The 24,051-nt window shown below is 45.6% G+C and carries 25 protein-coding genes and 5 pseudogenes; 12 read left to right on the top strand and 18 right to left on the bottom strand.

Translation table 11 applies throughout. From position 1 onward, the window contains the following. The first annotated feature begins 77 nt into the window (after positions 1–77). The gene (locus tag IPG31_13380; protein ID MBK6619282.1) at positions 78–632 is read left to right on the top strand and encodes an OsmC family protein; all 555 of its coding nucleotides are present in this window, start codon (positions 78–80) and stop codon (positions 630–632) included. Between the two features lie 22 nt (positions 633–654). Further along, on the top strand, positions 655–1,239 hold the full coding sequence (locus IPG31_13375) for a TetR/AcrR family transcriptional regulator (protein ID MBK6619281.1): 585 nt from the start codon (positions 655–657) through the stop codon (positions 1,237–1,239). 438 nt (positions 1,240–1,677) lie between these two features. Here the strand turns inward: IPG31_13375 and IPG31_13370 are convergent, their stop codons facing one another. The 3 genes from IPG31_13370 to IPG31_13360 form a co-directional block, all read right to left on the bottom strand. Next, positions 1,678–2,427, bottom strand: coding sequence for an IS5 family transposase (locus tag IPG31_13370; GenBank protein ID MBK6619280.1), 750 nt, complete (start codon positions 2,425–2,427; stop codon positions 1,678–1,680). 256 nt (positions 2,428–2,683) lie between these two features. After that, positions 2,684–3,010: a type II toxin-antitoxin system HicB family antitoxin gene (locus IPG31_13365; GenBank protein ID MBK6619279.1), complete on the bottom strand. Its 327-nt coding sequence runs from the start codon at positions 3,008–3,010 to the stop codon at positions 2,684–2,686. Further along, positions 3,004–3,261, bottom strand: a complete 258-nt coding sequence (locus IPG31_13360) for a toxin HicA (GenBank protein ID MBK6619278.1) — start codon at positions 3,259–3,261, stop codon at positions 3,004–3,006. The genes IPG31_13365 and IPG31_13360 overlap by 7 nt, the downstream gene beginning before the upstream one ends. A gap of 358 nt (positions 3,262–3,619) precedes the next feature. Here IPG31_13360 and IPG31_13355 point away from each other — a divergent pair, with 358 nt between their 5' ends. The 5 genes from IPG31_13355 to IPG31_13335 all read left to right on the top strand — a co-directional run bounded on the left by IPG31_13355 (position 3,620) and on the right by IPG31_13335 (position 7,562). Next, positions 3,620–4,657 (top strand): IS5 family transposase, encoded by a 1,038-nt coding sequence (locus IPG31_13355; GenBank protein MBK6619277.1) that lies wholly within the window; start codon positions 3,620–3,622, stop codon positions 4,655–4,657. Between the two features lie 256 nt (positions 4,658–4,913). Next, positions 4,914–5,081, top strand: coding sequence for a hypothetical protein (locus IPG31_13350; GenBank protein ID MBK6619276.1), 168 nt, complete (start codon positions 4,914–4,916; stop codon positions 5,079–5,081). A 15-nt stretch (positions 5,082–5,096) separates the two neighbouring features. Next, positions 5,097–5,594 (top strand): hypothetical protein, encoded by a 498-nt coding sequence (locus IPG31_13345; GenBank protein ID MBK6619275.1) that lies wholly within the window; start codon positions 5,097–5,099, stop codon positions 5,592–5,594. 880 nt (positions 5,595–6,474) lie between these two features. Beyond that, positions 6,475–7,176: a ParA family protein gene (locus IPG31_13340; protein MBK6619274.1), complete on the top strand. Its 702-nt coding sequence runs from the start codon at positions 6,475–6,477 to the stop codon at positions 7,174–7,176. Beyond that, complete coding sequence (locus tag IPG31_13335; GenBank protein ID MBK6619273.1) at positions 7,173–7,562, top strand: hypothetical protein; 390 nt, start codon at positions 7,173–7,175, stop codon at positions 7,560–7,562. The genes IPG31_13340 and IPG31_13335 overlap by 4 nt, the downstream gene beginning before the upstream one ends. Positions 7,563–7,699: 137 nt before the next feature. On the opposite strand, the pseudogene IPG31_13330 reads toward IPG31_13335, so the two are convergent. The 3 genes and pseudogenes from IPG31_13330 to IPG31_13320 form a co-directional block, all read right to left on the bottom strand. Continuing rightward, positions 7,700–7,945, bottom strand: a pseudogene (locus IPG31_13330) (transposase). 11 nt (positions 7,946–7,956) lie between these two features. Beyond that, positions 7,957–8,820 (bottom strand): annotated as a pseudogene (locus IPG31_13325) (IS1595 family transposase). A 34-nt stretch (positions 8,821–8,854) separates the two neighbouring features. After that, on the bottom strand, positions 8,855–10,033 hold the full coding sequence (locus IPG31_13320; GenBank protein MBK6619272.1) for an IS3 family transposase: 1,179 nt from the start codon (positions 10,031–10,033) through the stop codon (positions 8,855–8,857). 366 nt (positions 10,034–10,399) lie between these two features. Between IPG31_13320 and IPG31_13315 the strand changes: the two genes are divergently transcribed. After that, the gene (locus IPG31_13315) at positions 10,400–11,146 is read left to right on the top strand and encodes a hypothetical protein (protein ID MBK6619271.1); all 747 of its coding nucleotides are present in this window, start codon (positions 10,400–10,402) and stop codon (positions 11,144–11,146) included. A 124-nt stretch (positions 11,147–11,270) separates the two neighbouring features. Next, positions 11,271–11,735 carry a DUF2846 domain-containing protein gene (locus IPG31_13310; GenBank protein ID MBK6619270.1) on the top strand — a complete coding sequence of 155 codons (465 nt, stop codon included), beginning with the start codon at positions 11,271–11,273 and terminating at the stop codon, positions 11,733–11,735. Between the two features lie 99 nt (positions 11,736–11,834). On the opposite strand, the gene IPG31_13305 is transcribed toward IPG31_13310, so the two are convergent. The 7 genes and pseudogenes from IPG31_13305 to IPG31_13275 all read right to left on the bottom strand — a co-directional run bounded on the left by IPG31_13305 (position 11,835) and on the right by IPG31_13275 (position 19,695). Next, positions 11,835–12,329 (bottom strand): zinc-dependent metalloprotease, encoded by a 495-nt coding sequence (locus IPG31_13305; protein ID MBK6619269.1) that lies wholly within the window; start codon positions 12,327–12,329, stop codon positions 11,835–11,837. 12 nt (positions 12,330–12,341) lie between these two features. Further along, positions 12,342–12,862 (bottom strand): annotated as a pseudogene (locus tag IPG31_13300) (IS1595 family transposase). Between the two features lie 306 nt (positions 12,863–13,168). Next, on the bottom strand, positions 13,169–14,197 hold the full coding sequence (locus IPG31_13295; GenBank protein MBK6619268.1) for an IS1595 family transposase: 1,029 nt from the start codon (positions 14,195–14,197) through the stop codon (positions 13,169–13,171). A 665-nt stretch (positions 14,198–14,862) separates the two neighbouring features. Continuing rightward, the gene (locus IPG31_13290; GenBank protein ID MBK6619267.1) at positions 14,863–15,900 is read right to left on the bottom strand and encodes an IS5 family transposase; all 1,038 of its coding nucleotides are present in this window, start codon (positions 15,898–15,900) and stop codon (positions 14,863–14,865) included. 20 nt (positions 15,901–15,920) lie between these two features. After that, positions 15,921–16,883, bottom strand: coding sequence for a response regulator transcription factor (locus IPG31_13285; protein MBK6619266.1), 963 nt, complete (start codon positions 16,881–16,883; stop codon positions 15,921–15,923). Next, positions 16,862–18,214: a cache domain-containing protein gene (locus IPG31_13280; GenBank protein ID MBK6619265.1), complete on the bottom strand. Its 1,353-nt coding sequence runs from the start codon at positions 18,212–18,214 to the stop codon at positions 16,862–16,864. Before IPG31_13280 ends, IPG31_13285 begins: the two co-directional genes overlap by 22 nt. A 200-nt stretch (positions 18,215–18,414) precedes the next feature. Next, positions 18,415–19,695: a divalent metal cation transporter gene (locus tag IPG31_13275; GenBank protein ID MBK6619264.1), complete on the bottom strand. Its 1,281-nt coding sequence runs from the start codon at positions 19,693–19,695 to the stop codon at positions 18,415–18,417. A gap of 640 nt (positions 19,696–20,335) precedes the next feature. On the opposite strand from IPG31_13275, the pseudogene IPG31_13270 reads away from it, so the two are divergent. Further along, positions 20,336–20,644, top strand: a pseudogene (locus IPG31_13270) (DDE-type integrase/transposase/recombinase). 86 nt (positions 20,645–20,730) lie between these two features. Here the strand turns inward: IPG31_13270 and IPG31_13265 are convergent. From IPG31_13265 to IPG31_13255, 3 genes are all read right to left on the bottom strand, one after another. Continuing rightward, positions 20,731–21,042: a hypothetical protein gene (locus IPG31_13265; GenBank protein MBK6619263.1), complete on the bottom strand. Its 312-nt coding sequence runs from the start codon at positions 21,040–21,042 to the stop codon at positions 20,731–20,733. Between the two features lie 196 nt (positions 21,043–21,238). Further along, positions 21,239–21,766: a GNAT family N-acetyltransferase gene (locus tag IPG31_13260; protein MBK6619262.1), complete on the bottom strand. Its 528-nt coding sequence runs from the start codon at positions 21,764–21,766 to the stop codon at positions 21,239–21,241. Beyond that, the gene (locus IPG31_13255; GenBank protein ID MBK6619261.1) at positions 21,763–22,041 is read right to left on the bottom strand and encodes a DUF1778 domain-containing protein; all 279 of its coding nucleotides are present in this window, start codon (positions 22,039–22,041) and stop codon (positions 21,763–21,765) included. Before IPG31_13255 ends, IPG31_13260 begins: the two co-directional genes overlap by 4 nt. Before the next feature lie 231 nt (positions 22,042–22,272). Here IPG31_13255 and IPG31_13250 point away from each other — a divergent pair, with 231 nt between their 5' ends. Further along, a complete protein-coding gene (locus tag IPG31_13250; protein ID MBK6619260.1) occupies positions 22,273–22,836 on the top strand; it encodes a recombinase family protein in 564 nt (187 codons plus the stop codon). Between the two features lie 179 nt (positions 22,837–23,015). Here IPG31_13250 and IPG31_13245 read toward each other — a convergent pair whose 3' ends face one another. After that, on the bottom strand, positions 23,016–23,417 hold the full coding sequence (locus IPG31_13245; protein ID MBK6619259.1) for a type II toxin-antitoxin system VapC family toxin: 402 nt from the start codon (positions 23,415–23,417) through the stop codon (positions 23,016–23,018). An 8-nt stretch (positions 23,418–23,425) separates the two neighbouring features. Continuing rightward, positions 23,426–23,668, bottom strand: coding sequence for an AbrB/MazE/SpoVT family DNA-binding domain-containing protein (locus IPG31_13240; GenBank protein ID MBK6619258.1), 243 nt, complete (start codon positions 23,666–23,668; stop codon positions 23,426–23,428). A gap of 147 nt (positions 23,669–23,815) precedes the next feature. On the opposite strand from IPG31_13240, the pseudogene IPG31_13235 reads away from it, so the two are divergent. Next, positions 23,816–24,002: pseudogene (locus tag IPG31_13235) on the top strand (IS6 family transposase). Positions 24,003–24,051: the final 49 nt, after the last annotated feature.

The following is a 24,051-nucleotide window of genomic DNA, read 5'->3' as shown; positions in this document are numbered from 1 at the left end:
CCTACTAGTAGGTAGTATACTGACATGCATAAGTGAAATGCATGCTTCTCTTCCATTAATCTATTTAAAGGTACCTCATGACTTCTTCGCTCAATGGCATCAATGTAGCTGCTCTCACACAGTTTGCCGAAGGTATCCGTCAAAACCCCAGCAATGCCGAGGCTAAATTTGAAGTCCATACTCGCTGGGATGGTCAGACGCGCTCGGTGGCGACCGTGAAGTCCTACGGCTTGCGCGGGCAGAGTCACGCACGTGACTTCACCATCGTGGCCGATGAGCCTCCCGAACTGCTGGGCGAAAATTCCGCGCCAAATCCACAGGAGTTGCTGATGGCAGCACTCAACGCGTGCATGACTGTAGGCTATGTGGCCACCGCGGCCGGCATGGGTGTTACGGTGCGTTCTTTAGAGATCGACACGACGGGCGCGCTCGACCTGCGCGGTTTCCTGGGTTTGGACAATGGGGTCAATCCTGGCTACGACGAGATTCAGTACACCGTGCATATCGATGCCGATGGCACCGCCGAGCAAATGGAGAAAATCCATCAGGAAGTCATGCGAACCTCGCCAAACTTCGCCAATTTCGCCCGTGCCATCCGCATGGTCCCTAAGCTGGTCGTGAACGGGAAGTAGAGTTACTACCATGAGCCACCCCGTGCCTTCTAGCACACGAGAATCCCTCATGCAGACAGCTGAGTCGCTGCTGCGTTCCAAGGGCTACTCTGCCTTTAGCTATGCAGATTTGGCAAAAACCATCGGCATTCGCAAGGCTAGCATTCACTATCACTTCCCCAGCAAAGAAGACCTTGGGGTAGCTGTCGTGCAAGCTTATGTCGAGCGGGTTGCGCTGGCTTTCGATGAAATAGAACGAGTGCATTCATTCGTGGGTGACCGCTTGGTGGCTTTTGCCAAGTGGTTCATGGCAAGCGCGAAAGAAGGGCGGTTGCCGCTATGCGGTGCACTGGCCGCAGAAATGGCGGTGCTGCCCGAGCGTTTGCAGGAACTGACTAGATATTTCTTTCAACTTCAACTCCAGTGGCTGCAAAAATTGCTTGATGAAGGCTTGACTAGTCAGCAGATACAGCGTGGCACTGATACAAAGGCGTGCTCCCGTCAGATTCTGAGTTTGCTGGAAGGTGCCAGCTTTGTCGACTGGACACTGGGTGACCACACGAGTTTCGATGCCCGTGTTCTATGCCGTATCGCCGGAGTAACCGATGACAGCCAAGCGCTGCACTGATAGAGGCAGAAGATTATTGAGGCACTATCTTTGGCGAGCATCACCAATGGGTGCGTTTAAACAAACGGCACCAAAGTTTCATAGAATTTTGTTGGACGGGTTATCCAGTATGTCATTCAGGGGGCATCTCAGAAAACGGAAAATAAAGCACGTTAAAGCCGGTAGCAGCGGTCGCAACGGCCTGAACTTTCCCGCGCCAACCTTGGCGCTGCTACGCCAGAGGTAATCTACGGCCAAAATTATTTGGCCGTATCTCAAAGCACGGCATGTAGTTTCCCCACATGTCAGAGCTTCGTCTTGCATAAAATTTCATGAGTTAAGCTACTTTTGTACTTGTGTTGTAGGGGACTCTCACCCTTTACTCCTTCACAGTTTCCCGGCGCATTAACGTGCTTTATTTTCCGTTTTCTGAGACGACCCCTAGGGTCTGTTGACATTTCACATAGATAGCCACAGATATCCACAAGCCATAGCAACCATACTTTCGTAATTTCTCTTCAGCTTGTCATATCGTGTTGCCACTGCGCGATACTGCTTTAATCGCGCAAAAGCGTTTTCCACCAAATGCCGATATTTATATAATCCCCAATCCATGTCTGCATTACCTTTCAATGAATTGCGCTTTCTTGGTATTACAGGCCTAGCTCCCTTCTTTGTTATCTGCTCCCGTATACAATCACTGTCATAGCCTTTGTCCGCTACTATCGTTTCCGCGTCAGGTAACCTGGCAATCAAATCGGGTGCTGCAGAACAATCATTGACTTCTCCACCGGTGATCTCAAACTCAACTGGCAAACCATAACTATCAACCACCAGATGAATCTTCGTGGTATTCCCCGCACGGCTTTTCCCGATGGCCTGCAGCTTCTTACCAACCGCTCCCGCACTATGCTGATGTGCTTTAACGTAGCTGCCATCAATAAATCCCCACTCCCAATCCGGGTCAATGATCAGCGCCTTGAAAAGCCTGCTCCACTTGTTACTCAATGACCACGCATTGAATCTTTTGTAGACAGAATTCCAACATCCAAAAGCCTTCGGCAAGTCTCGCCACGGACAACCAACTCGCATTCGATACAGCATGCCTTCTATCGTCATGCGCAAATTACGCTTGTTATAAATGGCTTCCTGAAGCAGAATCTTCTCTAGCTTCGACCAGAACTCATCACTGAGCATCAATCGGGGCATCGCAAACTTGTTTTATTGGTGGTATAGGAATCTCAATATTACAAGTTTGTCTCTATTTATTAAATAGTTGTATTGAAATGTCAACAGACCCTAGTACACTTGAAACGATCCACGGCTTTTGCTGACTTTGCGCAAGCTCATTACTGATTCATCACTGCTCCTTATACTTGGTCGTTTAAGAAGCTCCGATACTACCGCAGCTCGCTTCCTGAACTTCCTTATAAAAGTTGCACTTCAAAGTTGAACCCACCCCTTATTATTCAGATAATTTGGCACTTATATAACGATTCAGACTAACTCCTTGTTCGCTTGCAATCACTGCAAGATTACGATGTTGTTCCGGTGGAATTCGGACTTGAAATTTTCCACTAAAATGCTTTTCAGAAAGAGGAACTGGTATGGTTTCACCGTTGGTTTGCATGTCAGTTACTACGTCTTTTATAAGATTAAGTATACCTTGCATGGCATCTATATGGTTTTTGTCAAGATGAGACAGACTTGGAAATTCAGCACACAGGCCAACATATTCTTTGTCATCTTCTGACCAAAGAACGCGGTAGGTATAATGTTCATAGTTCACCATTTTTTTCCCCCCTTTAATTTGTTGATAGCTGCAATTACCTGCATAACTTGGTAGGGCTTTGCTTTGCCGTCCTTGTCTTTTTGAATATTTATTCGTGGATCGCCTTTCCACGGAATTTTATAGATTATATGGCTTGTTCCTTGCTGCCTTGGTTTTCCAAAATACTGGTTGCATATTTTTACCAGATCAGAAAACCTGACATTTTTAGGATTCGCCTTAATAGATTCTAATAGCTTTTCTGTCTGTGTCATAAGACTACCTTTCTATTATAGTATCATTATTGATACTATATAAAGATTTGTTTGTCAAAAAACTTTTATTGAAATTATTGTGTTTTCAGCAGGCTGGGGATGCTTCACAAAACGGAAAAAATAGCACGCTAGTGCGCCGGACCTATCGTGAATCGATATGAATAGATTCAAGCAAGCGTGAAACTGGTGTTGGGGTTTGAAGTCCTCCGGTACGGAAACGTACGCGAAGGGAAACCAGACCCGCTTTAGCGGCTAAAAAAATAGATTAATAAGTGGGCGCCTCGAAAAACCTCGACTCGCCCACTCTTGATAGACTTGGTAAAATTGCGCTATCCTGAAACCCATTCTTCTCCTGCCGATGAAACCACATAGCGCCATCAAGCTCGACCTGTTCGCCGACGAACACCACCGCAAGAAAATCGACTCGCTGGGTGACCCACTGGTTGAGATCGAGTCGCACATTGACTTTGCTGCCTTGGCGATGGAGGTTGATCGGGTGGCACCCCGTCCGATGAGTCCGCAGGGCGGACGTCCGCCGTACCCGACCGAGACGATGGTTCGCATTCTTGTTCTGAAACGTCTGTACAACCTCTCGGATGAACAGACGGAGTACCAGTTGCTCGACCGCATGAGCTACAAACGGTTCTGCGGCCTGGCGAACGCGACGAACGTCCCCGACCGCACCACCGTGTGGACCTTCGAGAACCGGATCGGTGAAGCAGGGGCCAAGGCGCTGTTCGACGGCGTCTCCGCGCAGCTGCTCCAACATGGATTCATCGCGCGTGGCGGTCAGATCATCGACGCCACGCTGGTGCCGGCGCCCAGGCAGCACAACAGCCGAGGCGAGAAAGGACTCATCAAGCAAGGCGCGATGCCCGCCGACTGGAAGCCGGCGAAGCGGCGCCAGAAGGACACCGACGCGACCTGGACGAAGAAACACGGCAAGAGCCACTTCGGCTACAAGCTGTCAATCAGTGTCGACAAGAAGCACAAGATCATCCGCCGGATTGAGACCGATACCGCCTCCACGCACGATAGCCAGCACTTTGACAACGTCTTTGACACGAGCAACACGAGTCGTGATGTCTATGCCGATCGAGGCTACCCGTCGGAGGAGCGTGCAGCCTGGCTCAAGGAGAACGGTTTCCGAAACCAGATTCAGCGGAAGGGCAAGCGCAACAAGCTGCTGTCCGAGTGCCAGCAGCGACGCAACAAACGTATTGCCAAGACGCGCGCACGGGTCGAGCACGTGTTCGGCGCTATCGAGCAGATGGGCGGCAAGTTGCTGCGCACTATCGGTCAGGCGCGGGCCAACTTTGCGATGACGATGGTGGCGGCCTGCTACAACCTGAAGCGACTGGTCTACTTCGAAGAGACAGGAATCAGGGCCTTTTAACACCCGAAATGGGCCGAATCGCCAATGTCCAGGGCGATTCGGGGTAAAAACGGCGCGACATCGCCAGGAAAAGTGGCGATTTGTCGTGGAAATCGAATCGAATTCGGTCGCGGTCATCATTTTGCGGCAGGATTTACTGAAAACATCGGGTTATTCGAGGTGCCCAAGTATTAATACCGGTTCAATAACATTGAATGGCATAAATAATAATATTTAGCGCTATATTTCTTAACCTTATAACTGACAACAAATCAGAATGTTACTGCTTAACGTACGTTTCCGTACCGGAGAACTTCAAACCCCGTTAGCGAACGGTTCGACTCAGAAGTTTATTGCCAAGCGCTATCATAAGACTGACGCAAATCTGCATAATTGGCTTAAGAAAAACGGGTTGAAGGCAGCCAAAGCCAGCATCCCTTTGTGAATCAGAGGATACATTATGAGTGAAACAGAGCGGGTGCCAGCTGTGCTGCAGGGAAAATACGACGAAATTGCAGCGCTTACAGATCAATTCTGCCAGCAGCATTTGAACAAAGAGTATCAGGACCTTTGTAGGCGCATGACAGCCAAGCTTTGCTGCAAGCGTTCATCACCGGTCGTCACTGGAAAAACCAATACGTGGGCCTGTGGCATTGTTTACTCGGTGGGCCGAGTCAACTTTCTGTTCGACAAGAGCCAAACGCCGCACATGCGGGCGGATGAGTTGTGCCAGCACTTTGGTCTCAGCCCGAAAACAGGTTCTGCGAAATCGACAGCGATTATGAAGTTGTTGAAGTCTGGACAGGCTGACCCAAACTGGACACTCCCAAGTCGTATGGCAGACAATCCAATAGTCTGGCTAATCCAGGTGAACGGTCTTATTGTTGATGTCCGACATGCGCCACGTGAGATCCAAGAGGAAGCCTTTAGGCGTGGGTGGATTCCTTATCTGCCGTGAGCGTTTTTATGAAGCAGGCGAAAAAGAAAAGATACTCGAAATCCTATGGGACTTTAGTGTCGTTTGTTAAATTCACCCTTTATTGAAATAATTGTGTTTTCAGCAGGCTGTTTTCCTTAAATTAAGGCTCAATTCGCGTTAAGTAATGACAGCGAGCTCTGAGAGTCAGGGCGAGTAATGACGCAGGCGATGCGTTGGCCAGAGTTGACCGTTCAAGGGTGCGGAACCAAGGAAGATAAGAAGCGAGGTGCTTGGGGGAGACGCCATGGAATCGGTGCATCTGTATCTTGAGACGACTGTCGTAGGCATTGGCGTTCTGGATATGATAAACGCCGGCAAGGGCACGCCACAGACTTACTCTTTATCTCGATCGCCTCGATCACCGCTGCCCCCTCGTCCTCGGCAACCAATTCTTCCTTCAGTGCCCTGCCCTGCCCTGCCCTGCGCGTACGTCAGCGTTGCTAACACTCCTGTGAGTTTCCTCCATTCACGTTGCATAATTTCACCCTTCTGACGTTCTGATACTGACATCACTTTGACAGCGCCAAGGATCACTGGTTGTGGGTTCACTATTTAATGTGGTGAGCCTAAATTAAACCATGGTTATAGTTCACAACTTTATAAAATTTGTACGTAAAGAAGTGTTATTAAAATAACAATTATTAACTTCATAATTATTAATTTAATAACTAATAATTTATTAATTAATAACTATGAAGTTATTATTATATTAACTTAATAACCGCTGGACAAAAGTAGTGCAATGTGGGATTCTTAATAACATAATAATTATTATGTTATTAATTACGATCATCACGACTTAATAATTGTTTTATTCATAGTTAATAACTATGAACTTCATGACTAAAAAGGAGAGTCTATGCCTGTTATTGTATTTGCCAGTCCAAAAGGTGGTGCGGGGAAAACCACTTCCGCTTTTCTATTGGCAACAGAGCTTGCCAACAGAAATATGAGTATTACCATCGTTGATGCAGACCCCAATCATCCGATTGAAAATTGGAGGAAAGGGGGAGGGAAGGCCAATAATCTTACTATCATGGTCAACAAAAATGAGGAATCTATCCTTGATGATATCGACACAGCAGCAGGAGAAAGTGATTTTGTTATTGTTGATCTTGAGGGAACCGCAAATTTATCCGTTGCTTATGCAATTTCAAGGGCTGATCTGGTCATTGTGCCTTCACAGCGTTCGACACTGGACGCAGGAGAAGCGGCAAAGGCCCTTTCCCTGGTCAAGCGGCAATCCAGTGTAGCTCGGCGTGAAATTCCCGTAGCATTACTTTTGACGCGAACCAGCCTTGCCATTCGCAGCAAAGGATTAAAGCGAATGCTTGAGAGTTTAGGGGCAAACAAGGTTGAATCTTTCATCGTGGAAATAAACGAACGCGAAGCTTTTAAAGCTGTTTTTGACCATACATGTACATTAGCTCAACTAGAAGATTCGCAAGTCAGTGGATTAGACAAGGCCCGTAAAAATTCTGCTGAATTTGCAGCCGAGGCAATCCAAAAATTAGACAGTCTACAACCCAAAAAAACTAAAATATTTAAAGGTGTGGCATGAGCAACCCAAAAAATGATCCTGTAGATCCCTTTGTGGGCATCGATCTTGATAGATTTAAGACAGAACAGGGGAAGAAAAAAACGTCTCTTAGAAAACCACAGCCAGATAAGGAAGCTATAAAGGCTGTTGCCGAGCAAAATGATTTCCAAAGTCGGCAAGCCGCACCAAAAAAAAAGAAAATAATTACAAAAACATTTTCTTTATTTCAAGATGAATGCAACATTATCAATGATGTTTTGAGGGCTTATCTGAATAATCCAGACGAAGGACTCTCACAGCCTTCCGGATCAGATATTGTCCGAGCCGCCTTGCATATTTTTGCTGAAAAAAATTCGCAGGAACAAGTGAAACTTATCAAAGAACACCGGGGCAGGGGACGGAAATAACCCTCCTTAAAGGAAGCTATAGAGCAGGGACAATTAAAAGCGTATAGATACGTGAAAAGTATAAATAAATATTTACATATGCTTAAAGAGTTTATGAGATGTCAAAGTGAAAAACGCCAGAAAAAAAACGGCTCTGTCGCATTAAGCGAGGTGATCTTGTCATCAAAGCCAACTCTGCAAGTTTGGTGCTTGGGAATAATTTGTGGCTCGAAACTGACTTAACGGTCACGAGGAATCTCGATGGGCAATTCACCGAATTCACCTTTTAGGGTCTTACGACTTTTATCATTTCTGGCATTGCCAGTGGAATTTGTTACAGTTTCGTGCTTATCGTGACAAGGGTGCCTGGCTATTTCTGCTTGCAGGGCACATTCAACCAACCGTGCTTATCCGGTTAACTCCCAAGGTAGCTAGATGTAGTAGTGGGCCGTGATTTTTTTGTATAAAGTTCAGCATAGGTCGGCGCAGTGACATCACCAGCAATGCCAAGCAGGGAACGGAATGCGTTGAAAGGGTAGAAACGGCGGTTGAATCGAAACGTGAATTCGTTGAGATAGGCTTGCAGGTGTTGCGGGCTGACGCCGTGGTGAATGCCACGTAACCATGTTTTGAGATTGGAGAACACGAGGTGAATGATGGGCAGAAAAGTTTCGGCAACTTGCATGTCGCCACGTTCCGCAACGGCGGTATGAAGATACCCTCGCTTTTCAAGCGCCGCGTAGCCGCTCCAGTCATCGGTAATGATGGTGGCGCCTGGCGTAACGACGCGCTCAATGAAACCGCCCAACGATTTGGCACTGCGGTCTGGCACCACAGCGAGCCGAACACGTCCGGCGTAACGCCCAGTCCTCCGCTTATTGAGGCTGCCACCGTGCTTGCGCTGTTTAACCTCGACCGCACCGGCGACGAGAACCATGTCGTGAACGCCTCGACCCTTGCCGCGAGTACGTCCTCCGACGTAGGTTTCATCGGCCTCGACGGCATCGAAGGGGTTGCCACCAATCCGATCTTGGTCGGGACGCACCATGCCGACCCGCAGTTTGTGGAGAATCTGGAAAGCAGTCTCATAACGCGACAGCCCGAGTTGCCGCTGGAATTGGGCAGCAGACATACCGGGTGTTTGGCTGGCAACCAAGTAGGCTGCCCAGAACCATACGGAGAGAGGTTTGTGGGTGCGTTCCATGACGGTGCCCGCAGTGAGGCTCGTGTCTCGGTTGCAGTGACGGCACCGACAAACGCTGGGGCGATTGGCGAAGCGATGATATGAGCTGTCAAAAATGGAGTCCATCGGTTTAAGCAACAAGCAGATTTGCATAATATTGCTGCGTAAATTGTGCTGGTGACAAGTAGCCCAGCCTTTTCTGTTTTCGCTGCCGGTTATAGAAGATTTCTATATATTCGGTAATCTCCTGAATGGCTTGTTGTCGTGTTTTGAATCTCCGATGATGCACCAGCTCGGTTTTAAGTATTCCCCAGAAACTTTCCATCGGCGCGTTATCATAGCAATCACCCTTGCGACTCATGGAAGCGATCATGCCAAATTGTTGCAATAAATTCTGGTAATCATGTGCACAGTATTGGCTGCCGCGATCTGAGTGAGCAATCAGTCCCTTACCGGGATGTTTACTTGCAGTTGCACGAAATAATGCCTGTATAACCAGGCTCCTAGTCATTCTCTCATTCATGGCATAGCCTACCAGCTCTCCATTAAACAGATCCTTTACGCCAGCTAAATACAACCAACCTTCGTCTGTAGGGATGTAAGTGATGTCACTGACCCACACTTTACCCGGTGCGTTAACAGCAAATTCCCGGTTCAGAATATTGGGCGCAACCGGTAAATGATGTTTAGAATCGGTTGTCGCCTTGAGTTTCAGTTTTTGCTTACAACGCAAGTTCAATTTCTTGCGCAATGTTCTAACGCGGTATGGTGTGGTTTGTACTCCGTGATCCGCCAAGTCATGATGCAAGCGCTCGGCACTGTAGGTCTCTCGTGTACGTTGGTGTGCGGCCAGTATTTCTATTTCCAGTCTTGCATTCTCCTGCTTACGCTTACAGACTGGGCGAGTCCTTTGGACATGAAAGCCGCTCTCGGAAACATCAAATGCCCGGCACATGAGCGCAATCGGATATCTTTGTCGCATCGATTCAATCAGACCGTATCTCACCGCGACCCCTTCGCGAAATACGTCGCACACTTTTTTTATAAAGTCACGCTCCATCTTCACTTCTGCTAATTCTCGTTTAACTCTGGATAGCTCTAATTCAACTTCAGTCAGAGGCTTCTGATGCTTACCTACCAATGCGAGTTCTCCTCGTTTGTCAGCATAAACCCAATTCTTTAATGTTCCTTTCGGTAAAGATAGCCGTTTTGCCGCCTCAACCAAAGTTAATCCACTTTCTTTAAAAAACTTAACTGATTGCTCCCTAAATTCCTGGCTATATTGTGCGCGGCGTAATTCCATCTCCATCCTCCATTTCATGTCTTCATTTTATGAAACTTCGGACTCCATGAAAATCAGCATACCTCAGTTGCTTGAGAAGACGATTCTCACCGGTTAATTATTCTAGTTTTCTGTAATCAGCCAACTGACTATCAATTAAGTCGGTAGGTAGGAATTTGCGTGTAGTCAGCTTCACTCCAAATGTAACTTTGCATTTTATGAATATTGGCAACGGAACCGTTAAATCCCATCAACATAAAGGTACGTAATTTTATGTATGGCAGTGCGTGTCTTGGAATGTTAAAAATAACAGCACTGGTCTCGTCAGGCGATGACCGCCCAGTGTAGAACAAACACTAGAAATATAACTTATTTAACTTATAGGAATTTATCATGGCAATAGCAATTGATGCTTTACCTCCCGGAATTAGCATTTCAGAAGCGCGTGATTTTATTTTCGCGAATGTTGATCAACCCGGTATTATTTTTAATAAAGCAGCAGAGTTCGGTATAACCACTGAAATGCTTAGCGAAATCACAGGATACTCATCTGCTGTAATCAGTGGTTATCTTGCATCTTTTGGATTGGATACTAAATTACTGGACGAAGTAAAAATATTAATCAATTCTGATCCAGGAGATCTGTCTTATCTTATTGACTTCAACGATCACACTGGTGTTTTATCCACAGCCTCTTTGAGAGATCAAGTTAAAGCATTATTAAAAAATCCTGGTGACTATGACTCTTTTTTTGAACCTGTGTTCTTTTATCAAAATAAGGATAATGTATACACACCAGATGAACTGGGTGTTTCTCATTTAGGTAATGTGCCAGCAAATAGCGAAAGCCTAGAATCCATATTTTTCGGCACATTGATAAATATAACTAATTCTTTAGACGCTATAGAACTTAAAAGAATTATTGATTTCCCGCCACTCGATTTAAACAATCTTAATGATTTTATTGCGATAGTGGCCGATGCTTTGAGTGATCCTGCCGCGACACCATATTCAGACGAATTCTTAGTAGACTTTACGGTACAAAATGCCGTGGATGAGATTGAAGAATATTGGGCTGGTGACTCTAGTCTTGTCGGTATTCTTGATAGTAGTCCTTTTTTAGGGTTAGTTATTTCTTAACTTTAAATAATGCGACAGAACCGATCTGCTTCCTCATCATGAGTCATCAATGCGCTGATGCTAGAAATGCCCTGTGCAAGCAGAAATCAGCTTGAACTCCTAACCATATCGTGGAACTATTTTAATGAAAATCATGGTCGCCTTTACAATTTCCGCCACGCTTCTTTTCTCAGGGTGTGCATCAGTACAGATGGCCCCAAAGGCTGAGTCAGCAAAAGCAAAGGAATTCAACGCTCCAAGCCAAGGTAATGCCGGCGTTTATCTCTATCGTAATAGCTTCGTTGGAAAGGCCCTCAAGAAGGACTTATGGATTGATGGAAAGTGCATCGGTGAGAGTGCGCCTGATGTATTCTTTTATACAGAAGTTGAGGGCGAAAAACTTCACAAAATCGACACCGAATCTGAGTTTTCACCAAACACCCTTGAGCTGGTGCTAGAAGCCGGAAAGAACTATTTCATTCGGCAGTTCATCAAAATTGGGGTATTTGTTGGTGGTGCCGGAGTGGAACAAGTCCCTGAAGAACAAGGCAAAGCCGATATTACCAAACTCGAAATGGCGACGCCTGGCAAGTGCAGCGCTGCGCGGTAAGGCTGATTCGTCCAGGCGAACGTCACTTTAGGTTACGATATAAGGCATAACCATTCGCTCAATCCGCCACAAAAAATCATCCTGATAAAGCCTTTACTGCTAGAGATTCAGGTCATATTTTATGAAATCGTTCCCATAACCACCAGATGCGTTTTCAATGACCGCATGATAAGCAATCCAGACATTAAAAACTTGAGTGTCGTTCGTGGCATTGCCATACTCTACGTATACCGGTTTACCGATACTCGATCCATTTCCTTCACGTAAGTCAATGATGTAATCTTGAAAGCCAGTGTATATAACCCAGTCAGTTCCACCACTATCCCGGATGGTCTCATGGTAAGTCTGTGCGTCATTAAATAAATAATTATCATTTCCATTATGGTACGTATTGTTTGGGCCGTATATAGACTGGATAGCCTGAATATCTAATGGCATAGGGGTCGTGGGATAATACGGAAAAATTGAGTTTTTATTCCCTGTAATGGCTGAATAACTCATGATAGTTTCAGATTGTGAATCCCAAGAGACTGGAAGCGTCAGTGAACCTTCGAAAGGATGCTTAAGTCCTAGCGTATGGCCAATTTCATGCATTATTGTTCCTGATTAGCAACGAACGTCAGCCATTCGAATAGAGCGCAGGGGCTGCGGAGTGGTCGAAGCAGCGGCGATCAGCAATCGTTCGTGCAGTGCGCAAAGATCAAAACGCCAGTTGAATCGGTAACTGAAGGCAGCAAGATAGCGAGCGGCATACTTGCGGAAGTTGAACGCATGGTAACAACCCGACAAGCTGGTCTTGAGATTGCCGAGGATAGTGTTGATCCACCGGAACTCGGGAGTCTCCTTTGGTTTGCGTCCGGCGATAACTGTAAAATGGTGGCTACAGCCAATTTCAGTAACGGCACCAAAGCATCCGAGAATACCGTGCTGCCGGGCGCCAGACAATCATTTGCCCAGGCTGAAATTGCCTTTTGCGTAAATCCCGAGACTGGGGTAAGCCTCACGCGCAAAGGGTGATCATCCTCAGTCAGAGACACAGCGGCAACAATGGGCAGCTTATTCTCTGAACCTCTACCCGCTTTTCCTCCCGCACGCTCTCCACCAAGATAAGCATCATCGACCTGGATGAATTCGATTCATCGCCATGATCGATAACTCCTTGTATCATTTAACAGCTATAATTTTTATGTCGCAACAAACTCGTCAGACAAACCTTGCTGACGTTCGTTGCTAATCAGGTTATTGTTTGATATTCGTAGGAACCAGGTATCCACTCCTGAGATGCATTAGTGCTATCTATACCAACCCAGATATCACCAGAGTAAGCATACCCATTCTGGGGCAAGTATGTATGAGCTTGTTCGCCTGCATCAACCGAAGTATAAGCCACCCGAATATCACCAACATCATTAGAAGATTCCGTGCTTATCCGGTTAACTCCCAAGGTAGCTAGATGTAGTAGTGGGCCGTGATTTTTTTGTATAAAGTTCAGCATAGGTCGGCGCAGTGACATCACCAGCAATGCCAAGCAGGGAACGGAATGCGTTGAAAGGGTAGAAACGGCGGTTGAATCGAAACGTGAATTCGTTGAGATAGGCTTGCAGGTGTTGCGGGCTGACGCCGTGGTGAATGCCACGTAACCATGTTTTGAGATTGGAGAACACGAGGTGAATGATGGGCAGAAAAGTTTCGGCAACTTGCATGTCGCCACGTTCCGCAACGGCGGTATGAAGATACCCTCGCTTTTCAAGCGCCGCGTAGCCGCTCCAGTCATCGGTAATGATGGTGGCGCCTGGCGTAACGACGCGCTCAATGAAACCGCCCAACGATTTGGCACTGCGGTCTGGCACCACAGCGAGCCGAACACGTCCGGCGTAACGCCCAGTCCTCCGCTTATTGAGGCTGCCACCGTGCTTGCGCTGTTTAACCTCGACCGCACCGGCGACGAGAACCATGTCGTGAACGCCTCGACCCTTGCCGCGAGTACGTCCTCCGACGTAGGTTTCATCGGCCTCGACGGCATCGAAGGGGTTGCCACCAATCCGATCTTGGTCGGGACGCACCATGCCGACCCGCAGTTTGTGGAGAATCTGGAAAGCAGTCTCATAACGCGACAGCCCGAGTTGCCGCTGGAATTGGGCAGCAGACATACCGGGTGTTTGGCTGGCAACCAAGTAGGCTGCCCAGAACCATACGGAGAGAGGTTTGTGGGTGCGTTCCATGACGGTGCCCGCAGTGAGGCTCGTGTCTCGGTTGCAGTGACGGCACCGACAAACGCTGGGGTGATTGGCGAAGCGATAAGGCTCTCCGAGTGTGCCGCAGTAGTCACAAACGAATCCGTCGCTCCATCGGGCGCGCTCAAGATAGGCCGCGCAGGCCGCTTCGTTCGGGAACAGTCGCTGAAAATCAGGAAGCGAGCGAGGGAACGGCAAATCGTCTCGCTCAAGCACGTCGATAACCATGACCACCTCAGGTTGGCGCAGATGCTCAACATACTACCGGTAGTGGGCTTGGGAGACAACCGGATAAGCACGGAAGAGGAAGATTCTATAATTAATTTAAATTGTACATTTGCGACATCTCCCCACTGTTGCAGTGCATCATTAAAACGATCCTGATCAGATAAGGTAATAGGTGCAAATAATAAACTCCAGGGTTCGCTTTGAGTATCAGTATTTGGGCCATAACCCTTTATTGGATCAGTTGACCAGTAAGAATCTCTAGTAGGAAAGCTATATGTAATTAAATTGCTTGCCCATTGAGTACCCGACAATAATGCATCTATCAGATTGTTACCGGTTAATGGCCTAAAAATAATTTTTTCAGAGGTACTTGGTGCTGTCATAAGGTTTAGTCCTTAACTAATACCGAGTTAAATAACATTAAGTAATTATTTTTAATATTTATTCTCATGTTTATAACACTCCTAAATCGCAGGATATGAGATAAGAAAGTTACAAGAGGGCACCTCGAATAACCCGAGGTTTTCAGTAAATTCTGCCGCAAAATGATGACCGTGACCGAATTAGGTTTGATTTCCACGACAAATCGCCACTTTTCCTGGCGATGTCGCGCTGTTTTTACCTCGAATCGCCCTGGACATTGGCGATTCAGCCCATTTCGGGTGTTAAAAGGCCCTGATTCCTGTCTCTTCGAAGTAGACCAGTCGCTTCAGGTTGTAGCAAGCCGCCACCATCGTCATCGCAAAGTTGGCCCGCGCCTGACCGATAGTGCGCAGCAACTTGCCGCCCATCTGCTCGATAGCGCCGAACACGTGCTCGACCCGTGCGCGCGTCTTGGCAATACGTTTGTTGCGTCGCTGCTGGCACTCGGACAGCAGCTTGTTGCGCTTGCCTTTCCGCTGAATCTGGTTTCGGAAACCGTTCTCCTTGAGCCAGGCTGCACGCTCCTCCGACGGGTAGCCTCGATCGGCATAGACATCACGACTCGTGTTGCTCGTGTCAAAGACGTTGTCAAAGTGCTGGCTATCGTGCGTGGAGGCGGTATCGGTCTCAATCCGGCGGATGATCTTGTGCTTCTTGTCGACACTGATTGACAGCTTGTAGCCGAAGTGGCTCTTGCCGTGTTTCTTCGTCCAGGTCGCGTCGGTGTCCTTCTGGCGCCGCTTCGCCGGCTTCCAGTCGGCGGGCATCGCGCCTTGCTTGATGAGTCCTTTCTCGCCTCGACTGTTGTGCTGCCTGGGCGCCGGCACCAGCGTGGCGTCGATGATCTGACCGCCACGCGCGATGCATCCATGTTGGAGCAGCTGCGCGGAGACGCCGTCGAACAGCGCCTTGGCCCCTGCTTCACCGATCCGGTTCTCGAAGGTCCACACGGTGGTGCGGTCGGGGACGTTCGTCGCGTTCGCCAGTCCGCAGAACCGTTTGTAGCTCATGCGGTCGAGCAACTGGTACTCCGTCTGTTCATCCGAGAGGTTGTACAGACGCTCCAGAACAAGAATGCGAACCATCGTCTCGGTCGGGTACGGCGGACGTCCGCCCTGCGGACTCATCGGACGGGGCGCCACCCGATCAACCTCCATCGCCAAGGCAGCAAAGTCAATGTGCGACTCGATCTCAACCAGTGGATCACCCAGCGAGTCGATTTTCTTGCGGTGGTGTTCGTCGGCGAACAGGTCAAGCTTGATGGCGCTATGTGGTTTCATCGGCAGGAGAAGAACGGGTCTCAGGACAGCGTAATTTTACCAAGTCTATCAAGAGTGGGCGAGTCGAGGTTTTTCGAGGCGCCCAAGAATGTTTTAATTTCTTCCGGGTTGAATTTGTTCCGGATCTTTTCCACATTACGTTCGCTAATTGCAAGGGTTTTCGCAATCAATTCAGGTTTTACTGCGTAATGTAGTAATTCCAGTACAGCTACATCTTCTGATGAAATATCTCGTTTATCTTCAAGTTCACTATATTTATCAATGGCTTCCCTAATTAACTCTCCCCGACTCAGGCCATTACATTTTCTTTTTATATTTACGAGATGCGTTTGCACAGTTGTTGTTTGAGATTCGAGGCGCATAGTCCCAGTCTTATCACACACTTCATCCATATATTCATCTATAGTCTTATATTTGTCTGCGAATCCCATTTCATTTTTGGTTTTATTCAGGAATTTTTTTCTTAAAAGCGCAATTGCGATTTTCTGATTTGATTTTCCTTTAGCAAGCTGCTCCATCACTTTTATTTCCGTTTTGGTCAGGTTTGAACTTGAGTTTGTATCAAGCCAGACTTCTTCGCCACGCATAACTTTATCAATAGCGACTTTAATTTCAATGTTTCTGCTTTCCTTCGGCATATAGCCGTGCGCACCAGCATTTTTTGCCTTATTCACATCTACCGATCGAATATTTACGCTCCAGAAGATGATTTTTATATCTGGATATTGTTTTACAATATATTTGGTAAGCTCCACCCCCCAAAGGTCTTTTTCCTCCAATCTATAATCCATAATCACCAGATCAATTTTCGTGGTTTGTAAAATTTCCAGTGCTTTCTTGCCATTGCCGGTTTCTGCAACAAACTGATAATTTGAATCAACCCCTTGAAAACCATTTTTGAGACTCTCTTGCATCCGCTGGTTATCTTCTATCAACAGAATCTTGATGGGGCCTATCATACTTATTGACGTTTCATCAGACATAGCAGGTAACTCCCGATATTGTGGCTTAACGGGACTGTGACTGTTATGGTTGCCCCTTCTTTTGAAGGCGATGATGCAACATGAAACGTCCCGCCTATTTTTTTGATGTTCTTTTCCATGGTATTCAACCCTGTTCCTCTCTGGGCATTACCAGGTTCAAAGCCAGCTCCATCATTTTGAATACTCAGAATGACATTACAGACATTCACTTGTAGCTGTATGGCTACTAGAGTGACACCTTTTACGTGCGCACCTATATTATTCAGCGCTTCTGTAGCAATCTCAGTCAAAACTGATTTTTTAGTTTCAGATAGATTATTCAATTGAGTGCCTAGCTCATTTGATGGAGAGAAATTAACAGCAATATTCTCTTCCCTCTCTTTAAAGCACTCTATGACTTCATTTAATCTATCGACTAATGCAAGGTTATTGGGATCTTCTCCCGCAATAAAAGCACGCATCCATTTCAAACTACGTTGCGCAGAGGCATCTATTTTTTTAAGCAAATACAAATCACCAGAAACATCTGATAATTCGTTAGAATTTTCTAATTTATTACCTATTTCACGTATTATAAAAGCTGATTCCTGTTTCACATTATCATGCAGCTTCGTGGTTATATCGCTTAACGCAACAATCTCCCCAATGCGCCTTTGAGCAAAACTCAGAATTAACAGGCCCAGGAATGCAATCAAAGCAATCCATGCCATTGAATTACGTATATAGTTCGATACCGCCACCTCAATACCATTAAGGAAGCTATCTATATCATCCTGATATGTTCCCGTTCCAAGAACAAAATCCAATTCAGGCAACACAACTACGTAAGCAAGCTTGGATCTTCCCTCATCATCAACAACAGAGGGTTTCCGAAAAATATACTCTTCAAATCCGTCACCTTCACGAGCAGCCTTAATCAGGTCTCGTATTACAAATTTCCCATTTTGATCCTGGTAATCCCATTTATTTTGGCCAATCCAATCTCTTAAAAAGGGATGGAAAACAGCAGTTCCATCAAGCTGAAAGCCAAAGAAATAGCCGTCTTCCTCACTATATCTTAAGTTTGTTAGAATCTTTTTAGCCTCTTCTTTTGCTTCATCATTTGTTAGAATTGATCCTGGCTTATATAAATGCATGATGGCCTTTGTCGCCATTTTGATATGCCCCCTGAGATCATTCTTTTTAGCTTCAAGATAGTCTTCTTTTATTTTCTCGCGCATTTGCTGTGGCAATGTGTACGCTTGGTAAAAAACGACAAGGCCAACAGCCAGTATCGTCAGAATCATAACCAACGGACCAATTGCCAATAAATCCTTGTCTCGTAATTTCATTAACCCCTCTTCTTCAATTATTGTTTCGAAACAAAATTATGAAGCATATTAAATGAAATTAAACTACGTAAAATTAAGTACCTTGACTATTTTTCCGTATAGACAAAGGATCTAAGTGAATGCGTTGTATGCTTGATCTTATTTGCTGTTTTTTGTATTGATGTGATTAATGTAACAAGACCATTCCATTTGACTAGCTCTCAAAACAAAATTAAATAGCTGGCGGAACAGCCGATTAATACAGTTAATCCAAGCAAACACCAGAGCAACATAAGTTTTCCAGGGCGATATTGCTGAGGAATGGTTTTATCAAACATCGCCAGTGTATTAAGTATTGCCAGTACAGGCGCGGCGACAAATGCAACCACCGTAGCGATCTTTACCATCTCCGCCATGGAAGGCAAGAAAAAGAAAAGTATCAGAAGTGTTCCAGCAATTGTAATCACTAACCAGGTAAGGTAAATGGTTCCATTTTTACGATGATTGATGCGCTGCGGAAACAATAGCTCCAGCGACACACCGATGCTGCGTGGAAAGGCATCCAGTAAGGTCAGTGTCGTGCTAAACATGGTGGTAAGCGCAGCAAGAGCAACAATTGGATAGGCCCAGTCACCGAGCGCCTGTTGATACATTTCCAGTAATTGTTCTGCAAATTTAACGGCATTAGAATCGAATGATTTGCCGCTTCCATACATCACTAGAGCGCCGAGCGCTAGAAAACATATTGCTAGAAAAGCAGTTCCAAAAAATCCCACCCTGAAATCAAAGATGGCTTCCTTCACACTGGTAATCCTGCCATCACTTTCATTCTTACTTTGCGACCATATTGAATGCCATATTGAGAGCTCAAGTGGCGCTGGCATCCATCCCAATAGTGTTATAAGAAATAATAAGTGCGTAGCTTCACTTAAAGAAAAATGAATTGTCCCGGATTCATAGTGACCGAGGTTATCAAATAGCAGCGCTATCACAGCACCAATAGTCGTAACTGATAGCATTAGAATAATGACTTTCATCAATTTATCCAGCAACACATAGTGCCCACTTGACAGTAACGTGAAACAGATAAGTAGAAGCAAGCTACTTATGATTGCGGCAATTATTTGTGGCTCATATCCACCTAATGTTTCAAGTTCAAAAATATGAGCAAACAGTCCTGCGGTTACAACAGTAACTGTAGCCTGGATAATGAACATGGTTGATAGTGTCATCAATAGATACGCCCAGACTGCCCACTTGCCTAGCTTCATGTAGCCATGCAGAATGTTCTCGCCGGTAGCTGCCGTGTAACGTGGTCCGAATTCGAAGAATGGATACTTGATGAGGTGAATAATCACGATAGCGAGAATCAGTTCGAACCCAAACATTCCGCCAGCGCGTGTTGATTGCACTAGATGCGATACACCAACAGCCGCTCCAGCATACAATAACCCTGGCCCTAGTTTTGAGAGAAAACTATTGAAAATTTTTTTATGACCCATCATTTTTATCCATTTATTTAAGATGTTATAAACAATATTCAAATTTAGTTTCTAAAAATCGCATCTTATAAGTAGATAGCCAATTTATGAATACTGAGTTTTACGTATAAGGGCCACTGATAAAGCAAGTTGGATCTATTGGGTTACGAGGATTGATTGATCGTCACCTTAGCAATCAAGAACTGAGATTGATTGGAGAATCAATTGACCGAGGGGATATATGGCGCGATGACATCGAAGAATCGTATTTCACTGAAAGCTCTATTGATTCCATGAGAAGGCTGCTTGAGTCTCCCCGGTTTACAGGAGACTCTATTTCTTGAGAGGGCTCTGTTGCAAAAAATAATTAAATTGGTGCGATATTGAAATTTTAAGGATATACCGCAATGTCGGATTTCAAGTGGCGGCATTACCATCGTGGCGTGATTCTTGGTTGCGTTAGATGGTACTGAAAATATGGAATCAGTTACCGTGAACTGGAAGAGATGATGTCGGAACGAGGGTTCGAAGTTGATCACACAACGCTTTACCGCTGGGTAAAGCACATTATGTGCGTCAGAAATTGAGAAGTGCTTGAGATGGCACTATAAAGCGGGGATTGCTCGCAGCAGGCGAGTAGATGAGACTTATGTAAAAGTTAAAAGGGAAATGGGCTTACTTATACCGGGCTGTCGACAAGTCTGGTCACACAATTGATTTTTATTTGTCCTCTATTCGCAGTTCTAAAGCGGCCAAGCGTTTTCTCAGCAAAGCACTCAAGCCCATAAAACCATGGGTACATCCAAAGATGATCAATACAGACAACGCACCGGCTTTCGGCCCCGCCATTGCTGAATTGAAGGAAGAAGGAAAATGCCCGAAGGATACGGTACATCGACAGGTGAAATACCTGAACAATATTGTCAAAGCAGATCATGGCAAACATAAACGTTTGATAACTCAGGACTGATTTAATTGTTTGCTGACAACTATCATTCAGGTATACCGCTATTTTTCAACCGCTCAAACACCAGATTTAGTTATAACTCGGTTAAGCTAAGAAATAACTAACCCTAAAAAAGGACTACTATCAAGAATACCGACAAGACTAGAGTCACCAGCCCAATATTCTTCAATCTCATCCACGGCATTTTGTACCGTAAAGTCTACTAAGAATTCGTCTGAATATGGTGTCGCGGCAGGATCACTCAAAGCATCAGCCACTATCGCAATAAAATCATTAAGATTGTTTAAATCAAGTGGCGGAAAATCAATAATTCTTTTAAGTTCTATAGCGTCTAAAGAATTAGTTATATTTATCAATGTGCCGAAAAATATGGATTCTAGGCTTTCGCTATTTGCTGGCACATTACCTAAATGGGAAACACCCAGTTCATCTGGAGTTATAAAAGCAGCTTCCTGCTAAATGACCGTTTACACTTCCGTTATTTTTTAATACAAATAATTATCATTATCTATTTTTAGTTGATGAACTATACGACCCGGTTTGCAAATCATGCGGATCCAGATTATGTCTGCAAGCCGGAACGCTTGATCGATCCCATCACACTTTCCCTGCAGCAGTCAGTGCCGCATGGATAGTTTTGAAAGGTAGTAACAAAGATAAAGGTGCATCCAATAATGGAACAGCGCCATAACTGGTATACCACTGAGCAACTTGCTTATTCATGGCGTCAATCAAAAGTGCTACACCGCCCGCCTGTGTTGCAACCAAAAGACAACGTCTTCCTGCCGCGAGCAATAACTGTCCCCCTAGTCCTTGTTTTTGTACTGATACGTCCACCGCCAGTCGTCCGAGCCTGAATACCGGTACTTCATGTCTAGCCAGGCCACGCTTAATCACTTCCGGAGTTAGTTCGTAAGCAATGGAAGCCGGGCAAAGACTGTAAAATCCAAGTACCTTTTTATTGTCGCTATCAGGAACGGCAATATAAGTTTTTGCTCCTCCTTTCTCGTGGCTCTGCCTTGCATGGCAATGTAAAAACTGATTCAAGGTATCGTCACCGCAGTTGAAAGCGATCCGATCATGATACTTGGCGATAGATTCTTCGTGCCAAGCCGGAAGCGTCATGCTCGTTTTGGTAAGGAGAATGCTGCAGACATCAATTTTTCATTGGGTGCCGGAGGATTATCCAGAAGATCCAGAACATGCAAACTATCTCTCTCGTTCAGTTCCAGTCTTTCGTTCTCGTTGATGATCTTGCGAGCCACTGACACCGCATTGTTGATCACAAACTCTGTCAAATTAGTGTGCTGTAGTGCGGCTGCCCGCATCAGCAGAGATTTCTCTTCTGATGCGATACGTAATGACATACGGTCATTGGTTTCTATTGGAATTCTAGGCATGGTTAGGCCCTTATGGTTGTACACATTGAAATAGTACATTAAAATTATCCTGCAAGCAATATGTACGCCTTGAAAGCGTACAATATATTATCTCAAAAACGAAGGTTTTTGAGATATGCCAATACTTCACTGAAAAATATCCAAAAATAGACGTTTTTATATCTTAAAACTATCTCTTGAAACATGGCATCTAAAAAGCTAACATGGGAATGAGTTTTAGGAGGAATTAAGATGCTTGTTGGCTATGCTCGCGTTTCAACGCAAGACCAAAACCCAGAATTACAGATTGATGCGCTAAATAAAGTTGGATGCGTTAAGCTTTTTATCGAAAAAGCATCAGGGGCGCAGCGCGACCGCTATGAATTAAAAGCCGCATTAGAATACATGCGCTCAGGAGATACGCTGGTGGTGTGGAAGCTCGATAGGCTTGCCCGTTCCATCAAGCAGCTTATCGAAACGGTCGAGGGATTAGAAAAACAAGGCATGGGCTTTCAATCCTTGACCGAATCTATTGATACCACTACATCAAGCGGTCGTTTAGTGTTCCACATCTTTGCTGGTCTTGCTGAATTTGAACGTTCGATTATTCGTGAGCGCACTAAAGCCGGTCTTGAATCAGCCAGGGCGCGTGGGCGCTTGGGAGGAAGACCAAAGTCTATGAATGAGAATGATATTGCAGCAGCTAAAGCGATGCTTAAAGACCCAGAAATAACAGTAGCCCAAGTTGCAGAGCGTCTCGGTATTGCAGCTTCTACTCTCTACCGGCATATGCCTGGGGGAAGAAGTATTTTATGAGCAAAGCCGTTATTGATCCACAAGCATTGCAGTGTTTTAAAAGCTTCTGTCGCATTAAGCAATTATTGGAAATTTTTATTCAATAAAATAAATGAGAGATTGGGATGAAAAATGCTTAATGCGACAGAACCTCGAATAGTACCGTCAGCAGCTTGTTTTTTTTCGCCATCGTTTATAACTTAAACTTCATTCATCCAATCTTCGATAGTCAAAATACCATCGGGAACTAGGCTGAATGCTTTATCATGGGTGACAAGTATTGTATTGGCGGCTATTGCATGCGCGGCGATCATCATGTCGAGTGCCCCAAGTGTAATGCCAACCGACATGCAAGAAGCGCGTAAATCGCCATAAACGGTGGCAGCTTGCTCTTCCCAGGGCAATGTCTCAACACGAAATAGAAATTCCCGGATAAGTTTTGCAAGGGTGGCCGGATGTCCCTTGCGGGCTAAGCCATATAAAAGCTCGCCTTGTGTGACTGCGGATATGGTAATACTGCCCATCGGCAGCGCCGCCAGCCGGTGTCGAATCTCCGGGGGATGGCTTTTGATAATATAACTGGCCATATTTGTATCCAGCATATAACGCATCAAAACAAATCTCTTTCTTGGTTCGGCAGGTCTTCACGATTCGCCATGAAATCGGCAGGAATCTTTGTGCGATCGGCAAGCTCGAAAAACTCCGCCCAGGATGCCGGTTTTGGCGACAGTATGACTTCGCCAGTTACAGGATCGCGACGAATAAATACTTCCGTTCCCGGAAAGCGGAATTCTTTCGGAAGCCGTAGTGCTTGGCTCCGGCCAGTGGTAAATAACTTGGCAGTAGCATGCATATTAATCTCCTATTAAATAGATACCAAAAGTATATATCATAAATTAGTATGTATCAATGATATTTATCAATTCGAGTTCTGCCGCATTAAGCGAGATCATCGATACCTTCGTGTAGATTGTTGACATCGAAAAAATAGTGAGGCTACATGCTGGTTATGAAAGGAATGCGATTCCAGATTGAGGTAATTCTGGTCTGTATCCGCTGGTACGCAGCCTATCTATCCGTTAAGTTGCCGGCACCTGGAAGAAATGATGGAGGCGCATGGTGTATCTGTAGATCATTCTACAGTGAGCCGTTGGTCGATCCGGTTTTTACCAAAATTGGAGAATATTTTCTTCTGAAACTATTTTCCAATAACGGTAGAAACCGGATTGCCCAACT

The sequence above is a fragment of the Nitrosomonas sp. genome, assembly GCA_016703745.1.
Lineage (GTDB): Bacteria > Pseudomonadota > Gammaproteobacteria > Burkholderiales > Nitrosomonadaceae > Nitrosomonas.
The sequence above is the reverse complement of the archived record's forward strand: the minus strand, read 5'-3'. Positions and strand labels throughout refer to the sequence as shown.

What these genes read in the sequence shown, in the direction of transcription:
- IPG31_13380 (MBK6619282.1), top strand. Translation starts at nt 78, where the DNA reads ATGACTTCTTCGCTCAATGGCATCAATGTAGCTGCTCTCACACAGTTT.
- IPG31_13370 (MBK6619280.1), bottom strand. Translation starts at nt 2,427, where the DNA reads ATGCCCCGATTGATGCTCAGTGATGAGTTCTGGTCGAAGCTAGAGAAG.
- IPG31_13365 (MBK6619279.1), bottom strand. Translation starts at nt 3,010, where the DNA reads ATGGTGAACTATGAACATTATACCTACCGCGTTCTTTGGTCAGAAGAT.
- IPG31_13360 (MBK6619278.1), bottom strand. Translation starts at nt 3,261, where the DNA reads ATGACACAGACAGAAAAGCTATTAGAATCTATTAAGGCGAATCCTAAA.
- IPG31_13355 (MBK6619277.1), top strand. Translation starts at nt 3,620, where the DNA reads ATGAAACCACATAGCGCCATCAAGCTCGACCTGTTCGCCGACGAACAC.
- IPG31_13350 (MBK6619276.1), top strand. Translation starts at nt 4,914, where the DNA reads ATGTTACTGCTTAACGTACGTTTCCGTACCGGAGAACTTCAAACCCCG.
- IPG31_13345 (MBK6619275.1), top strand. Translation starts at nt 5,097, where the DNA reads ATGAGTGAAACAGAGCGGGTGCCAGCTGTGCTGCAGGGAAAATACGAC.
- IPG31_13340 (MBK6619274.1), top strand. Translation starts at nt 6,475, where the DNA reads ATGCCTGTTATTGTATTTGCCAGTCCAAAAGGTGGTGCGGGGAAAACC.
- IPG31_13335 (MBK6619273.1), top strand. Translation starts at nt 7,173, where the DNA reads ATGAGCAACCCAAAAAATGATCCTGTAGATCCCTTTGTGGGCATCGAT.
- IPG31_13320 (MBK6619272.1), bottom strand. Translation starts at nt 10,033, where the DNA reads ATGGAGATGGAATTACGCCGCGCACAATATAGCCAGGAATTTAGGGAG.
- IPG31_13315 (MBK6619271.1), top strand. Translation starts at nt 10,400, where the DNA reads ATGGCAATAGCAATTGATGCTTTACCTCCCGGAATTAGCATTTCAGAA.
- IPG31_13310 (MBK6619270.1), top strand. Translation starts at nt 11,271, where the DNA reads ATGAAAATCATGGTCGCCTTTACAATTTCCGCCACGCTTCTTTTCTCA.
- IPG31_13305 (MBK6619269.1), bottom strand. Translation starts at nt 12,329, where the DNA reads ATGCATGAAATTGGCCATACGCTAGGACTTAAGCATCCTTTCGAAGGT.
- IPG31_13295 (MBK6619268.1), bottom strand. Translation starts at nt 14,197, where the DNA reads ATGGTTATCGACGTGCTTGAGCGAGACGATTTGCCGTTCCCTCGCTCG.
- IPG31_13290 (MBK6619267.1), bottom strand. Translation starts at nt 15,900, where the DNA reads ATGAAACCACATAGCGCCATCAAGCTTGACCTGTTCGCCGACGAACAC.
- IPG31_13285 (MBK6619266.1), bottom strand. Translation starts at nt 16,883, where the DNA reads ATGTCTGATGAAACGTCAATAAGTATGATAGGCCCCATCAAGATTCTG.
- IPG31_13280 (MBK6619265.1), bottom strand. Translation starts at nt 18,214, where the DNA reads ATGAAATTACGAGACAAGGATTTATTGGCAATTGGTCCGTTGGTTATG.
- IPG31_13275 (MBK6619264.1), bottom strand. Translation starts at nt 19,695, where the DNA reads ATGGGTCATAAAAAAATTTTCAATAGTTTTCTCTCAAAACTAGGGCCA.
- IPG31_13260 (MBK6619262.1), bottom strand. Translation starts at nt 21,766, where the DNA reads ATGACGCTTCCGGCTTGGCACGAAGAATCTATCGCCAAGTATCATGAT.
- IPG31_13255 (MBK6619261.1), bottom strand. Translation starts at nt 22,041, where the DNA reads ATGCCTAGAATTCCAATAGAAACCAATGACCGTATGTCATTACGTATC.
- IPG31_13250 (MBK6619260.1), top strand. Translation starts at nt 22,273, where the DNA reads ATGCTTGTTGGCTATGCTCGCGTTTCAACGCAAGACCAAAACCCAGAA.
- IPG31_13245 (MBK6619259.1), bottom strand. Translation starts at nt 23,417, where the DNA reads ATGCTGGATACAAATATGGCCAGTTATATTATCAAAAGCCATCCCCCG.
- IPG31_13240 (MBK6619258.1), bottom strand. Translation starts at nt 23,668, where the DNA reads ATGCATGCTACTGCCAAGTTATTTACCACTGGCCGGAGCCAAGCACTA.